The sequence below is a fragment of the Pantoea sp. X-Soil-MYKO-1289 genome (assembly GCF_059730625.1).
This window is the reverse complement of sequence record NZ_AP036004.1, coordinates 400,180-415,012: the sequence shown is the minus strand read 5'-3', so window position 1 is coordinate 415,012 and position 14,833 is coordinate 400,180. Positions and strand designations below refer to the sequence as shown.

11 protein-coding genes are annotated in these 14,833 nt (G+C 60.6%); 1 reads left to right on the top strand and 10 read right to left on the bottom strand.

Annotated elements, in window-relative coordinates:
• Nucleotides 1-70: 70 nt before the first annotated feature.
• Genes aaeB through aaeX form a run of 3 tightly spaced genes read right to left on the bottom strand, consistent with a single transcriptional unit; the run spans nt 71 to nt 3,181 of the window.
• Nucleotides 71-2,026, bottom strand: coding sequence for a p-hydroxybenzoic acid efflux pump subunit AaeB (aaeB, locus tag AC6I7Z_RS02015; RefSeq protein WP_497812964.1), 1,956 nt, complete (start codon nt 2,024-2,026; stop codon nt 71-73).
• Between the two features lie 11 nt (nt 2,027-2,037).
• Nucleotides 2,038-2,970: a p-hydroxybenzoic acid efflux pump subunit AaeA gene (aaeA, locus tag AC6I7Z_RS02010; RefSeq protein WP_497812963.1), complete on the bottom strand. Its 933-nt coding sequence runs from the start codon at nt 2,968-2,970 to the stop codon at nt 2,038-2,040.
• Nucleotides 2,971-2,977: 7 nt separating this feature from the next.
• A complete protein-coding gene (aaeX, locus tag AC6I7Z_RS02005) occupies nt 2,978-3,181 on the bottom strand; it encodes a p-hydroxybenzoic acid efflux pump operon protein AaeX (RefSeq protein WP_033754795.1) in 204 nt (67 codons plus the stop codon).
• A 272-nt stretch (nt 3,182-3,453) separates the two neighbouring features.
• Between aaeX and aaeR the strand changes: the two genes are divergently transcribed.
• Nucleotides 3,454-4,371, top strand: a complete 918-nt coding sequence (gene aaeR, locus AC6I7Z_RS02000) for an HTH-type transcriptional activator AaeR (protein ID WP_033754793.1) — start codon at nt 3,454-3,456, stop codon at nt 4,369-4,371.
• An 82-nt stretch (nt 4,372-4,453) separates the two neighbouring features.
• Here aaeR and tldD read toward each other — a convergent pair whose 3' ends face one another.
• The 7 genes from tldD to mreB all read right to left on the bottom strand — a co-directional run bounded on the left by tldD (nt 4,454) and on the right by mreB (nt 14,747).
• Complete coding sequence (gene tldD / locus AC6I7Z_RS01995; protein WP_497812962.1) at nt 4,454-5,899, bottom strand: metalloprotease TldD; 1,446 nt, start codon at nt 5,897-5,899, stop codon at nt 4,454-4,456.
• 126 nt (nt 5,900-6,025) lie between these two features.
• Nucleotides 6,026-9,844: an AsmA2 domain-containing protein YhdP gene (gene yhdP / locus AC6I7Z_RS01990; RefSeq protein WP_497812961.1), complete on the bottom strand. Its 3,819-nt coding sequence runs from the start codon at nt 9,842-9,844 to the stop codon at nt 6,026-6,028.
• Nucleotides 9,845-9,990: 146 nt separating this feature from the next.
• A complete protein-coding gene (gene rng, locus AC6I7Z_RS01985) occupies nt 9,991-11,460 on the bottom strand; it encodes a ribonuclease G (RefSeq protein ID WP_497812960.1) in 1,470 nt (489 codons plus the stop codon).
• 1 nt (nt 11,461) lies between these two features.
• A complete protein-coding gene (locus AC6I7Z_RS01980; RefSeq protein ID WP_497812959.1) occupies nt 11,462-12,043 on the bottom strand; it encodes a Maf family protein in 582 nt (193 codons plus the stop codon).
• Between the two features lie 8 nt (nt 12,044-12,051).
• Nucleotides 12,052-12,540 (bottom strand): rod shape-determining protein MreD, encoded by a 489-nt coding sequence (gene mreD / locus AC6I7Z_RS01975; protein ID WP_033754780.1) that lies wholly within the window; start codon nt 12,538-12,540, stop codon nt 12,052-12,054.
• Nucleotides 12,537-13,556 carry a rod shape-determining protein MreC gene (mreC, locus tag AC6I7Z_RS01970; RefSeq protein ID WP_497812958.1) on the bottom strand — a complete coding sequence of 340 codons (1,020 nt, stop codon included), beginning with the start codon at nt 13,554-13,556 and terminating at the stop codon, nt 12,537-12,539. Before mreC ends, mreD begins: the two co-directional genes overlap by 4 nt.
• A 147-nt stretch (nt 13,557-13,703) precedes the next feature.
• Nucleotides 13,704-14,747, bottom strand: a complete 1,044-nt coding sequence (gene mreB / locus AC6I7Z_RS01965; RefSeq protein WP_003855260.1) for a rod shape-determining protein MreB — start codon at nt 14,745-14,747, stop codon at nt 13,704-13,706.
• Between the last annotated feature and the right edge of the window lie 86 nt (nt 14,748-14,833).

The following is a 14,833-nucleotide window of genomic DNA, read 5'->3' as shown; positions in this document are numbered from 1 at the left end:
AGAAAAGTATAGATGGCAAAAGCGGGCGTTTTAGGGAAGGAGCGGCCGCTGCGCCAGGCAGCGGCCAGATTCAGATCTGGAGGAGGGTGTTCTGGTATTTGCTGAGCATATCGGCAAGGCGTTTCACCGGCTCGGTTACGCTGAGCGGCGCTTCATACTGCACCAGCTTCTGCTGATAGACCTCGAACTCCGCCAGCAGCTGCTCAAAGTAGTGACGCCGTTTCTCATCGCTGCGCGCTGAAATCACCCGATCCGCCGTGGCGCGCAGCTGGCGATGGAAGGCCGACAGGTCGGCGTTGACCGGCACGTCCGCAGTGCGCAGCCGCTGATGGCCGATGATCAGCGTCAGCGCGATGCGATACTTGTCGATATCGCCGGGAAACAGGTTCAGCAGCATAAACAGCTGTTGATAGAGCGCGGGAAGATGGTTTTCGCGGCGGCGCGCCTGGTTGGTGGTCAGCGCCGACACGGCGGCATACATAAAGCGGTTCAGCAGTTTACGTCCGGTGCGCGCTTTCGATTTGTCGCGAATAAGCAGGATAACCATCAGCGCGACGAAAGCGCCGATCATCTGCCCCAGCACGTTGTCGATGAACACGCTCAGGTGGAAGGTCATGGGATTATCCAGAACCAGCACGTTGATGGTACCGGCCAGCGCACCGAGCGTGCCTAGCTGACGACGCTGTATCAGGATGCCGCTAATGAAGCCGAGCAGCCCGATAGCGATGCAGAGCAGCAGCACGCTCTGCTGGGTGCTGGGCAGCAGGTACATAAAGTAAAACGAACTCAGCGGCACCGCAAAAATCATACCGTAGAAGAAATCCTTCGCCATCATCAGCGGATTCGGCACGCGCATCGCCAGCGCGGTGATCACCGCCAGCATCACCATACAGCCGCTGCCGGAGGTCCAGCCGGTATAGAGCCAGAACAGCGAGCCGAGGGCAGTCGCGACAAAGGTGCGGATGCCGTTAATCATCGCGTGATGGGTTTCAGCAGAGCGCGCCTGGATAACGATTTCGCGCTCGAGAATGCTTTCTTCCAGCGTCGTGATGCGGCTGTTGCTTTTAATCCCTTTCAGCAGCAGCAAATATTCCGTCGCCGCGCCGACCCAGCTCGCCAGCGTCACGGGCGCCTTACCCTCTTCGCTGGCGCCAATCACCCGCCGCATCACTTTCATGCGCCGATGCACGTCGGCAACGCTTTCGACTTTCTTCTCTATCAGCAGACGATACTGCGACGGAATATATTCCGGGCGCGAATTCTGAATGAGGAAGGTTTCCGCCGCCTGGGTAATCATGGTCAGCGACAGCGTGTTGAGCATTTGCAGCCGACGGTTGGCGTTTTGCCAGCGCGATGACTCCATCATCAGCTGGCCGCGCATGGTGCCCAGCGCCGAGGTGCGGCGCACCAGCGCGCTCCACGCCTTATCGACCTCCTCTTTGTCTTCATGCGCCACGCAGAGCTGCAGCAGGCGATAATGCGCCACCAGCAGCGCGTCGACTTCGCTGTCGATGACCTTTTTAATCGATCGCGGCGAGAAGAGCATATCCGCCAGAATGGCGCAGAGAATGCCGAGCACAATCTCGCTGCAACGTTCAACCGCAAACTGCGGCACCAGCGTCAGGCCATTGTTGGCGTCGGCGGTCACCACGATAATCAGCGCGGTATAGCCCGCCAGCCCCAGCGCATAGGAGTTTTCAACTTTGATCAGCGACGAAAGCCAGACGCAGACGCCTGCCCAGATGCAGCAGAGCAGCAGCATCACCACCGGCGCGCGCACCGTAGCGATCATAATGGTGAGCGCGGCGATACAGCCGATAAAGGTGCCGATAATACGCAGCACGCCGCGATAGCGCAGCGCGCCGGAGTAGGGATCGCCGCCGGCGACGAACGCGGTGCCGCCCGCGACGATGCCGGCGGTCATCACCGCCCAGCGAGGCGTTTCAAGGTTAAGATGAAAGCCGATCATCAGCGCCGCCACCAGCGCGAAGGTCAGCTTGATCGGGAAACGCAGGAACTCGATCATATCGGCCCCGCTTAACCAAACTCACGCAGGCGATTGAAGAGACGCGACATCGGCGACACCTGCGTATCGGCGCGATCGCTCTGGCCGGTGATCACCACGGTCGCGGTGGTGCCCGCCGGGAAGCGATTGCCGGGCTGCTGATCGAGACGAATGCGCACCGGGACGCGCTGCGCCAGGCGTACCCACTCGAGGTTGGAGTCCACGGTCGCCATGCCTTTGCTGTCGACTGAGCTGCTGCTGTTGGTCACGCCAGCGGCGACGCTGTCGACGGTGCCGCGCAGCACGACGTTGCTGCCGAGCGGCGTCACTTCGGCGCGATAGCCCGGCTCGACGCCGTGCAGCTTGGTCTCTTCCAGATAGGCCAGCACGTAGAACGAGTGCTGCTGCACCAGCGCTACCGCGACGGAGCCGCGGGTGATGAACTCGCCTTCATAGACGTTGAGGTTGGTTACCCAGCCGTCGGACGGCGCGGTGATGGCGGTGCGATCCAGATCGATCTTCGCCAGGTCGCGTGTGGCGATCGATTTCGCCAGCTGATGTTCCGTGGTCTGCAGATCGTTGTTCGCCTGGTCGATCGCTTCGCGCGACATCGCCGAGGTGCCCAGCTTGTTGCGGCGCGCCGCCTCACGACGTTTTTCGCTGACCAGCGCCTGATAGTATTCGACGTCGGCCTGCGCCTGATCCAGCGCTTTTTGATAGCGCGGGCGATCCACGACAAACAGGGTATCGCCCTTTTTCACCAGCTGGTTGTCATGCACAGGCACGTCGGTAATCAAACCCGTCACGTCCGGCGAAATCGCCACGACATCCGCCGCAAATTTGGCGTCGCGCGTCCACGGCGACTCGGTGTAAAACACCCAGGCGCGAAAGATGATAACAATAGCGATGATAACCAGCAGGATAGTAATCGCGTAGCGCGCGATTTTTCTTATTAGCGATTTCACTTAAACCTCAGACGAATAGACGGGATACCAGGTAAAACACACAGCAGTAGAGCGCCGTGTTAAAAAGCGCCGGATGCCACACGAGATCGTAGATACCGCTTGGCGTCAGCAGTCGTTTCACCAGCCAGAACAGCATTAGCGAGACGATTAATTCAATGAAAATGGGCGGGAAAGAGAGCCCAAATACGACAAAAACCGGAAGCACACTCATCAGGGATCCTTAGTACGACCTGACCGGGATAATCCTTAGCCTGCCCGGCTGCAAGCCGCAACGGCTGGGTGGCGGATGACAGCATCCGAACCACTGCTGAGTAAATAATAGCGTATCATCGGGCGGCAACAGACGTTTTGCAGCAGGTCGGCTTAACCCTTCCCGGGCAAAAGCGAATCACCGGGGAATACCCGGGCGCACATATAGTAACGCGCCTGACTATACGTTTTCTACAGAATGTGAGCTAAATCACTTTTTAACCAGAGTAAACAATGGAACGACTGAAAGGCATGTCAATTTTCGCCAAAGTGGTTGAATTAGGTTCTTTTACCGCCGCCGCACGCCAGCTTCACCTCAGCGTTTCGTCTATCAGTCAGATTGTGGCGAAACTGGAAGATGAGCTACAGGTCAAGCTGCTGAACCGCAGCACGCGCAGCATCGGTCTGACCGAGGCGGGCAAAATCTATTATCAGGGCTGTCGCCGCATGCTGGCTGAAGCCACGCAGGTGCACGAGCAGCTCTACGCGTTCAACAATACGCCGGTCGGCACGCTGCGCATCGGCAGCTCCTCTACCATGGCGCAAAACGTCCTCGCCGAAATGACCAGCAATATGCTGCGCGAGTATCCCGGTCTGAGCGTGAATCTGGTGGCGGGCATTCCGGCGCCGGATCTGATCGCCGACGGGCTCGATTTGGTGATCCGCGTCGGCGCGCTAAAGGACTCCAGCCTGTTTTCTCGCCGCCTTGGCGCGATGCCGATGGTGGTATGCGCGGCGAAAAGCTATCTGCAGCAGCACGGCGCGCCGGAGAAGCCGGCCGACGTCGATAACTTCGCCTGGCTTGAGTACAGCGTGCGTCCCGATAACAATTTCGAGCTGATCGCGCCGGAAGGGCTGGTTTCACGCCTCTCGCCGCAGGGCCGTTTCGTCACCAACGATTCGCTGACGCTGATCCGCTGGCTCAAGGCTGGCAACGGCATCGCCTATGTGCCGATGATGTGGGTCATTGAGGAGATTAACGCAGGGGAGATCGATATTCTTTTCCCGCAGTATCAGTCCGATCCGCGTCCGGTTTATGCGCTTTATACCGAAAAGGATAAGCTGCCGCTGAAGGTGCAGGTGTGCATTGACTATCTGACGGAGTATTTCCAGCAGGTGGCGGAGCAGTATCAGCAGCATCGCGCCAGCTAACGGCCTGCGCCCTGTCCAGCGATCGAAAGCGCCAGGTCCGGCATCCTTGCCAGACCCGCGCGCTGTCAGCGAGGGCGGAGGATCAGGCGGTGCCGCCGACGGTGAGTTTATCCAGCTTCAGCGTCGGCTGACCGACGCCGACCGGCACGCTCTGCCCCTCTTTGCCGCACACGCCGACGCCTTTATCTAGCGCCAGATCGTTGCCGACCATCGAGATTTGCTGCATCGCCTCAATGCCGGAACCAATCAGCGTGGCGCCTTTGACCGGCTTCGTCACCTTGCCGTTCTCAATCAGATAGGCCTCTGAGGTCGAGAAGACGAATTTACCGGAGGTGATATCGACCTGGCCGCCGCCGAAGTTAGGCGCGTAGATGCCATATTCGACGCTTTCGATAATCTCCTGCGGCGTCGATTTGCCCGCCAGCATATAGGTGTTGGTCATCCGCGGCATCGGCAGATGGGCATAGGACTCGCGGCGGCCGTTGCCGGTCGGCGCGACGCCCATCAGACGCGCGTTGAGCTTGTCCTGCATATAGCCCTTCAGCACGCCGTTTTCGATCAGCACGTTGTACTGGCCCGGAACACCTTCGTCATCCACCGCCAGCGAACCGCGCAGCCCTTCGATGGTGCCGTCGTCCACTACGGTGCAGAGTTCGGACGCCACCAGCTGGCCCATTTTGCCGCTGAACACCGAGGTTTCGCGGCGGTTGAAGTCGCCTTCCAGGCCATGGCCTACCGCCTCGTGTAGCAGCACGCCCGGCCAACCCGCGCCCAGCACCACAGGCAAGGTGCCCGCCGGCGCGGCGACGGCGGAAAGATTGACCAGCGCCATGCGCACCGCCTCTTTCGCCCAGGCGTCGGCGCGCACGTCGCCGTTTTCATCGGCGAGGAAGAATTCGTAGCCGACGCGCGCGCCGCCGCCGCTGGCGCCGCGTTCGCGTTTGCCGTTATCCTCTACCAGCACGCTGACGGAGAGGCGCACCAGCGGACGCACGTCCGTTGCCAGCGTGCCGTCGGTCGCCGCCACCAGCACCTGCTCGTAAACGCCGCTCAGGCTGGCGTTGACCTCCTGCACGCGCGCGTCAGCGGCGCGCGCCACTTTGTCCACGCGCTGCAGCAGGGCGATTTTATCTTCGCGCGTCAGGCTGTCGAGCGGGTTAAGCGGCTGATAGAGCGCGCGATGCATAACGTTAGAAAGGGTATGCGCCTTGCCGTCGCCCTGCTCGCGCACGATGCTGCGCGCCGCTTCCGCCGACTGGCGCAACGCGTTCAGGGTAATCTGGTCCGCATAGGCGAAGCCGGTTTTTTCGCCGCTGACGGCGCGCACGCCGACGCCCTGGTCGATATGCCAGGAGCCGTCTTTGATAATCTTGTCTTCCAGCACCCAGGATTCATGGAAGCTGGACTGAAAATAGAGGTCGGCATAATCCAGACGACGTTCTGAAAGCTGCCCTAACAGGGAAAACAGGTCCTGCTGATTAATATTGTTAGCAGTTAGCAACTGCTCACTTACCAGGTTCAGAGTCATCGTATCTCGCTCGTTTTATGCTCGGATAATGAGGGTGTGACACGTATTGCGCGTCAGAGCCCGGTGGCCCTGCGCTAATAACGTCAGATTTTACTAGCCTGCGGCAATTCCCTGACGGCGTCAAATTCACTTCTTCTCTTCTTCGCGCGGTTTGCGCAGCACTTCGTTGATTTGCGGCTTATCCAGCGGGCCGTCGATGTGATAGCGCAGCAGCGAGATTTTATTCCACAGCGGGCCCAGCACCTTACTCGCTGCGAAGACCGCCGCCCCCACGACCGGGTTGATTACAAAGGCGGTCGCTACGCCGACCGAGGCGGAGATCTCGGGCGCGACCACCGCTTCCATATCGATATTGCGCTTCACTAAATCGACCTTGCCCTGCATAGCGATATCCGCTTCCAGCCCGTCCACCAGCAGGTTATCGGTGCGCATTACGCCATTTTCAATCCATGCGGTGCCGTTGATCGAGTCGAAGTAGAAGCCGTCGTTATTAAATGTATCGCTAAAATCGAAACGCAGCTTGCGCAGCAGCGCGTCGAAGCTCATCAGGCGCAGCAGCTGTCCCGCCGCGCCGGTATTGACGTCGGCGATCTGCCCTTTGCCGAAGTGGGTTTTCAGCGTGCCGCTCAGCGTCTCTTCCGAAGGCTGCCACGGCGCCGAGCGCCAGTGCAGATCGTAATCGACCTTGAACGAGGCGTCGCGCAGCGGCGTGTTGACGCCAAACCAGTTGGTGGCGTTGTTGATATTGCTGCCGCTCAGCGAGCCCTTTAGCGAGGTGCGCGGCGTGTCGGGGCTGTTGACCCATTCGCCGGAGACCCTGAGGCGCGAGCTGCCGGTATCCACCAGACCGTTAGTAAGTGCTAACGTATCACCTTTCGGCATCACCTGCGCCTGAATGCGCCCGAACTTCTGACCCCGCAGCCAGCATTCGGCGCAGCTCAGCTGCAGCGCGGGCCAGCGGCTGAAGTCGATTTTACTCGCCTGCTGCTGCTGGCGCGCCGCGCCGCTGTCGCCGCCGCTTTGCCATTCGGGATTGTAATAGAGGTAGTCGAGGGCGACGCGCCACGCGGCGTTTTGCGCCATCGCCAGCTGGCCGCGAATTTCGCGCCCGGTGATGCTGACGTTGCTGCTGCCCTTAGCGCCTTGCTCCAGCGTCGCGTCGATATCATGCCACTGCTGCCCGGCCAGGGTGACCGCCGGCGTGCGCAAGGTGACGTCGCCTGGCAGGGCCACGTCGCCCAATTCGCTCGCGCCCCCGCCCTGAGCGGCGCCGCCCGCCATCATCAGTCCGGCCCAGGCTTCCCCGTCCAGCGCAGGCAGATTCAATACCATGCCCGCGCGATCCGGCAAGGCGGGTTTGCTGCGCGCATCGTTCAGCCAGACGCCGCGCTCGACGCGCAGCTGCGGCTCAAGCAGCCAGCGGCTGTTGAAGCGATGGCGATTCGCTACGCTGCCGCTGAGTTCGAACTGTTTCAGATCGCCGCTGGCGTTGACCGCAATCGGCATCGCTTCGCCGCCGGCCTTGTTGAGCGGCGCCGGTAAGCGACTGCTTACTTCTTTCGCATCGCCTTTCAACTCGACGTCATAGCGCGCTCCGCCCTGATGCGGCAGCCTAATGTTCACCTTGCCCTGCCACGGCAGATGGCCGCTAAGCTGGCTGGCGATCTGCGCGGGCACCTGCGACAGCTTCGCCGGCTGCCAGTCGCCGTCGAGCTGGATATTAACGCCGAAGTCCTGCGGATTCTCTTTGGTGCTGAAGCTGACGTTGACCGGCTGACCGAACCAGTTCGCGCGCAGCGTGTCGCTGTCCAGATTGCCGTTATTAAAGCGGAAACGGCCGGTGAGGTTTTCCAGGGTGGTGTCGAGCGGTTTGATGTGCAAAGCGTTATTGTTGAGATCGACGTTGCCGCTGGCGTGGACCAGCTCGCCGTCGAGCGGAATATCAAGCTTCAGGTGCCCCTGGGTTTTCCCCTTGATCTCCAGCTGCTCAAGCGCCGCGCCCAGCGACTTTTTCAGCGGCGTATCCTGGAAATAGCGCGCGATCTGATCGCCGTTGCCGCTGATATCGCCGTCAATTAGCAGCTTCTCTTTCAGATAGTCCGGGATGGCCGCGCTGAAATGGCTGACGTCGACGTCGCCCAGCCTGAAATGCGGCGCCCGCATCCACAGCCCGTCGTTGATAAAGTCGAGATCGATATCGAGCTGCGTCACGTCAGGCCAGTTGGGCTGAAACGCGTAGGTTCCTTGACGCAGCGGCACCCAGACCTGAAACATGCCGTCGTTATGACGGAAGGGGAACAGCTTCGGATTGCCGGCGAAGAGCAGCGTGGCGTTATCGACCTGGCCACCTTTAATGGCGCCGCTCAGATAACGCGTGAGCGCCTTGCCCATCAGCGGCTGCGGAAAGTAGCGCCACGCGTCGCCCGCATCGGTAACGCGGATGCCGGCGAGAATGTCGAGGCGCGGATCGCGCCCGAGATTTTGCTGATAGCGGAAATCGCCGCGCGCCCAGAGCGATCGCGCCTGCACATCGAGATCGCGGCCGTCGAGCGTTAATCCGTTCGCGTCGCGCAGCCAGCTCATCGAGCCGTGCAGCTGGTGGATCTCCAGCGGCGCGTTGAACATGGCGCTATAGGCCACATCGGTGCGGCCCATGGCGACCTTGACCTGCCCGTTGCTCAGACTGCCGCGCGCCTCGCCGTTCAGGTTGCTGACGCCCGGCAGCAGCTGCCAGGGCTGCCAGCGGAAGTCGCGCCATTTGACCTGCATCCGCGTCTGATCTGGCTGCTCCAGCGGAATATCCAGCGCCAGCCCTTCGATGGTGCCCTGCGGCTGCAGCGCGCGCCAGTTTTCGAACAGCGACGGCGACAGCGGCGCGAAGAGCGGCACCAGCGGCGCGATGCGGTTCAGCACCAGCTGCGTCGCCCTGACCCGCACTTCGCCCTGATGTTCAGGGCCGAGCAGCTGTTTATCCTGCGGACGCCACAGCAGCGCGAAGTGCCCTGCCGGCCATGCCTCGCCGTCGGTGCTGAGACGCGTCTGCGGCACGTTGACCATCCAGCCGTTTTGATAGCGCGAGAGATGCGCGGTCAGGCCGTCGACCTGCAGGTGATGCGCGCCCTCTTCGCTCTGCCAGTTGGCGCCGCCCTTGCGCAGCAGCAGGTCGCCTGCGTAAAGCTCGCCTTCGTGCAGGCTGACCCAGGCAGCCAGGCTGAAACGGGCGCTGTCGAGCCGCGTATTGTCGCGCATCCAGCGCCCCAGCCACGGCCGCACGTCGACGTCGTCCGCCTGCATCCAGATGCGGCCGTCGTTGAGTAAGCCTTCGCTATCGTTTAAGTCGAGCCGCACCTGCACTACGCCGTGCTGGCCGGTAAAGCTGGAGAGGCTCACCTCGCCCTCCGCGCGATGGCGGTTCTTTTCGTTCAGCCAGGTGAGTTTCGGGATCGCCAGCTCGGCGCGCTGGCCGGAAGGGGTGCGGAAAAAGATTGAGCTGTCGCGCAGGTCGAAGTGGTCGAACTGACGCAGGAAAAGTTCGTTGATGCGGCCGGGTCGGAAGCTGTTCTTCTCTTTATCGCTGGAGAAAAGCGGACGGTTGCTGTCGAGGCGCAGCTGCCAGAAGGTGAGATCGCGAAACTGCCAGCGCCAGTGAAGCAGCGACTGCCAGACATCCAGCGCCAGCGTGACGCGCGCGATGTCGAGCTTGCCGTTCTCCTGCATATCGACGCGCAGATCGCGGATCTGCAGCGTCGGACCGAAGGTTTCCCAGCGGCCGCTCAGCGCGTCGGCGGTCACCCCGACGCCGCTGGCGCGCGACACCGTCGACAGAATTTCGCTGCGGTAGCTGTCGAGATGCGGCATTGCCAGACGCAGCCCGCTGACCAGCAGCGCCACGATCACAATAGCGGTCGCAACCAGCAGTAACATAATCCTCGGCAGCTGCCTCACACACCTCTCCTTGTCTTCCGCACTGGACGGATGGTTATCTCTCATACTCAACCGTCGCCAGACAATCAGCGGTATGAATGCGCATTTTAACCTAAGCAAGGCCGCTTTTTTAGCCCGTCGACGAGGGATTCGCCGGAAGCGAGGGCTTACATCATAACGACGTCGAACTGCTCCTGGGTATAGAGCGGTTCGATATGCACCTTGACCTGTTTACCGACGAAAATCTCCACCTCCGCCAGCGCGTGCGACTCATCGCTTTTCAGCGCTTCGCCGACGGCCGGAGAGACATAAACCAGAAAACGATCGGAGTCGTAGGCGTGATGAACGCGGACGATTTCACGCATGATTTCGTAGCAGACCGTTTCCACCGTCTTCAGCGTGCCGCGCCCTTTGCAGACCGGACAATCCTCGCACAGCACATGCTCGATGCTTTCACGCGTGCGCTTGCGCGTCATCTCTACCAGGCCGAGCGCCGAGAAGCCGTGGATGCCGGTTTTTACCCGATCCTTGCTCAGCGCCGCCTCCAGCGAATGCAGCACGCGACGGCGATGCTCGTCGTTGCTCATATCGATAAAGTCGATGATGATGATGCCGCCGAGGTTGCGCAGCCGCAGCTGGCGCGCGATCGCCTGCGTCGCCTCGACGTTGGTGTTGAAAATGGTCTCGTCGAGATTGCGGTGGCCGACAAAGGCGCCGGTATTGATATCGATGGTGGTCATCGCCTCGGTCTGATCGATGATCAGATAGCCGCCTGACTTCAGCTCGACCTTACGATCCAGCGAGCGCTGAATTTCGTTCTCGACGTCGAAAAGATCGAAAATCGGCTGCTTGCCGGCGTAAAGCTCCAGCTTGTCGGCCATTTCCGGAATGTATTCACGCGTGAACTCCACCAGCAGTTCGCAGGTGAGACGCGAATCGACGCGGATGCGATCCAGCGCCGCGCCGGCGAAATCGCGCAGAATGCGCTGCGCCAGCGCCAGCTCGCCATAGAGCAGGCAGCGGGTCTGATTGCGTTTTTTCCGCTCGGTGACTTTGCTCCAGAGGCGTTTCAGAAAAGCGGCGTCCTGCGCCAGCTCCTCTTCGCCGATGCCTTCGGCCGCGGTGCGGATAATAAAGCCGCCGAGGTCGTCGCAGTAGTCCGCCACTACCGCCTTCAGGCGTTCGCGCTCGCGTTCGCTTTCGATACGCTGCGAGACGCCGACGTGCGAGGCGCCTGGCATAAAGACCAGATAGCGCGACGGCAGCGTGATGTCGGTGGTGAGGCGCGCGCCTTTGGTGCCGAGCGGATCTTTCACCACCTGCACCATTAAATCCTGTCCCTGCCGCACCAGCTCGGCGATATCGCGCACGATAAAGTTTTTCTTCTCATCGCCGGCGACGCACTCGGTGTGCGGCATGATATCGGAGGCGTGCAAAAAGGCGGCTTTATCCAGACCGATGTCGACAAAGGCCGCCTGCATGCCGGGCAGCACGCGACTGACGCGTCCTTTGTAGATATTGCCGACGATGCCGCGCCGCGCTTCGCGCTCGATATGTATTTCCTGCAGAATGCCGCCGTCGATATAGGCAACGCGCGTCTCGGAAGGCGTGACGTTGACCAGTAATTCAGCCGTCATGTTATCCCCTTACGGCACGCAGTGACTGAAAATGGCTGAATAACTCGCCTGTCTCAACCAACGGCAATCCGACAACCGCGTGATAGCTTCCATTAATTTTACGGACAAAGTTTCCACCTGTGCCCTGAATTCCGTAGGCGCCGGCTTTGTCCATCGGCTCGCCGGTCGCGATATAGTCGGCGATCTCCGCCGCGCTCAGCAGGCGAAAGGTCACGTCCGTCGTCACTAAGCAGTCGAGCGCGCGCTCGCGATCCGCCAGCGCAACGGCGGTCATTACCTGATGCGTCTGGCCGGAGAGCCGCGCCAGCATGCTGGCGGCGTCGGCGGCGTCGCGTGGTTTTTCCAGCACGTCGCCGTTGAGCACCACGATAGTATCCGCGCCCAGCACCGGCAGGTCCTGTTCCGCCACGGCGACGCCGGCGCGCGCTTTATCATGCGCCAGGCGACGCACGTAGCTTTCCGCCGCTTCATCAGGGCGGCGTCGCTCTTCAACATCGGTATGGAGACGTTCAAACGACAGGCCAAGCTGCGTCAGCAGCTCACGTCGACGCGGTGAACCGGAAGCCAGATAGAGGGATAGCATAAATTTCCTTACTGAACAGCGAACTGACGACGAATCTTTCTCATTAATAAGAATAGCCAGGGCCAGAGAATCCCGTCGATAACGCTGCTCCAGAAAATTTCCGGTCTGAACGATACGTTGATCACCAAAAATTCCGCCCAGAAGACAATGACATCTACCGCCAGCGACAGCACCATAACCATTAACGCCTGCTGCCACAACGCTAAGTTGCGGAAAAGCTGGAATTTAAAGGCGACCAGATAGGCGATGATGCTGAGCGCCAGCGCGCGCACGCCAAGGGTAGATCCGGCAATCAGATCCATCACTCCGCCCAGCACGAAGCCGGTGCCGACGTTGACGCGGTGCGGCAGCGCCAGCACCCAGTAAACCAGGATAAGCAGGATCCATGAAGGCCGGAACATATAGAGCTGTTCCGGCCATGGCATGATCTGCAGCACGAGGGCGACAAGAAAGGACAGCCAGATAACCCAACGACCCTGGCTGCGGTAACGACTCAAGGCTGGCCTCCGCGCGCGTTAGCAGGCGCGCTTTGCGTCCCGCCGCTGCTGGCTGGCGCCGGCGGCCCCATCTGCGCGGACGGCGCAGGCGGCCCCATCTCGCCCGCTGGCGGCAACACCTGCGGCATCATCTGCATCAGGCGTTCGTTGGCGACGCGGTGCACTTCATCCGGCGCCAACGGCATGTCGCCGTTTTTATCCGCGCCCCACAGCAGCAGCAGATAGCGCAGGCGCTGCAGACCGGCGGTCGGACGCGCCTGAATCACGGTATAGGCGCGCTGCGTATCAACCTTGACGGAAGAGACCACCGCGACCGGATACCCTTCCGGGAAACGCCCGCCCAGGCCAGAGGTCACCAGCATATCGCCGACGCGAATATCGGTGTTGCCTGGCAGGTGCTCCAGCTGCAGATCTTCGGTGCAGCCGTTGCCTGCCGCGATGACGCGAATATCGTTGCGCAATACCTGAATCGGCAGCGCATGCGACGCGTCGCAAATCAGCAGAACGCGGCTGGTCACCTGGCCGACGGCGATAACCTGACCGACGACGCCTTTGTCGCTGATGACCGGCTGGCCTTCATAGACGCCATTGACGCTGCCTTTGTCGATCACCACCTGATCGGTGTAAGGATCGGTGCCGGTGGAGATCACCTGCGTCACCATCTTGTGCTCGTCCTGACGCAGCGGCGAACCGAGCAGTTCGCGCAGGCGTGCGTTTTCCTGCTTATATTGCCCCAGCATCAGCAGGTCGCTGTTTTTCAGGAAAAGCTCGCGGCGCAGGGCTTTATTCTCCAGCTCAAGCTGCTGGCGCGACGCCAGCGAACCGGAAATGCCGTCAAGAATCTGACGCGGGCCGTTGGCCAGGAAATAAAACGGACTGACCGATGTGTCCAGATAGTTGCGGATTTGGGTAAACGAACCCAGGCGGCTATCGGCGACGATAATCGCGATGGCTACTATCACCGCCAAAAACAGGCGCAACTGCAGGGAAGGCCCCCTGCTAAAAATCGGCTTCATATATTCTGCGTGTTCCTCGACAACAGGTAAGGAAGTACGGCCATCGCCGTACTTCCCTGGGCTGGACGCCTGACGCCGACGCGCGCGGCGTCAGCTTACACGCGACTCCCTGCGCATTTCGATCCAGGTCTCAGCCGATTGAGGCGATTATTCCTCGCTGAACAAATCGCCGCCATGCATGTCGATCATTTCCAGCGCTTTACCGCCACCGCGCGCTACGCAGGTCAGCGGATCTTCTGCGACGACCACCGGAATGCCGGTCTCTTCCATCAGCAGGCGATCCAGGTTGCGCAGCAGCGCGCCACCGCCGGTCAGCACCATGCCGCGTTCGGAGATATCCGACGCCAGTTCCGGCGGACACTGCTCCAGCGCAACCATTACCGCGCTCACGATGCCGGTTAACGGCTCCTGCAGCGCTTCGAGAATTTCATTAGAGTTCAGCGTAAAGCCGCGCGGCACACCTTCCGCCAGGTTACGACCGCGGACTTCGATTTCGCGCACTTCGTCGCCCGGATAGGCGGAGCCGATCTCATGCTTAATACGCTCTGCCGTCGCTTCGCCGATCAGCGAGCCGTAGTTGCGACGCACATAATTAATGATCGCTTCATCGAAGCGATCGCCGCCGATACGGACAGAGGAGGAGTACACCACGCCGTTCAGAGAGATAACCGCCACTTCGGTGGTGCCGCCGCCGATATCGACTACCATAGAGCCGGTCGCTTCTGAAACCGGCAGGCCCGCGCCGATCGCCGCCGCCATCGGCTCTTCGATCAGGAAGACTTCACGCGCGCCCGCGCCCTGCGCGGATTCACGGATAGCGCGACGCTCTACCTGGGTCGCGCCAACCGGCACGCACACCAGCACGCGCGGGCTAGGACGCATAAAGCTGTTGCTGTGCACCTGTTTAATAAAGTGCTGCAGCATTTTTTCAGTAACGAAAAAGTCTGCGATCACGCCATCTTTCATCGGGCGAATCGCTGCAATATTACCTGGCGTACGGCCGAGCATCTGCTTTGCATCATGGCCAACGGCCGCCACGCTCTTTGGGGAACCGGCACGGTCCTGACGGATGGCAACCACGGAAGGCTCGTTCAGCACGATGCCCTGTCCTTTTACATAAATCAGGGTATTCGCGGTACCCAGGTCAATGGACAAGTCATTGGAAAACATGCCACGAAATTTTTTAAACATATCTAAAGGATAATCCTGCAAGCTGGGGGCGGAAAATAAAATCCGCTTACTTTACCAACCACGCGAAGCCGCCACAAGGCGCAAAA

What these genes read in the sequence shown, in the direction of transcription:
- aaeB (WP_497812964.1), bottom strand. Translation starts at nt 2,026, where the DNA reads ATGATCGAGTTCCTGCGTTTCCCGATCAAGCTGACCTTCGCGCTGGTG.
- aaeX (WP_033754795.1), bottom strand. Translation starts at nt 3,181, where the DNA reads ATGAGTGTGCTTCCGGTTTTTGTCGTATTTGGGCTCTCTTTCCCGCCC.
- aaeR (WP_033754793.1), top strand. Translation starts at nt 3,454, where the DNA reads ATGGAACGACTGAAAGGCATGTCAATTTTCGCCAAAGTGGTTGAATTA.
- tldD (WP_497812962.1), bottom strand. Translation starts at nt 5,899, where the DNA reads ATGACTCTGAACCTGGTAAGTGAGCAGTTGCTAACTGCTAACAATATT.
- rng (WP_497812960.1), bottom strand. Translation starts at nt 11,460, where the DNA reads ATGACGGCTGAATTACTGGTCAACGTCACGCCTTCCGAGACGCGCGTT.
- AC6I7Z_RS01980 (WP_497812959.1), bottom strand. Translation starts at nt 12,043, where the DNA reads ATGCTATCCCTCTATCTGGCTTCCGGTTCACCGCGTCGACGTGAGCTG.
- mreC (WP_497812958.1), bottom strand. Translation starts at nt 13,556, where the DNA reads ATGAAGCCGATTTTTAGCAGGGGGCCTTCCCTGCAGTTGCGCCTGTTT.
- mreB (WP_003855260.1), bottom strand. Translation starts at nt 14,747, where the DNA reads ATGTTTAAAAAATTTCGTGGCATGTTTTCCAATGACTTGTCCATTGAC.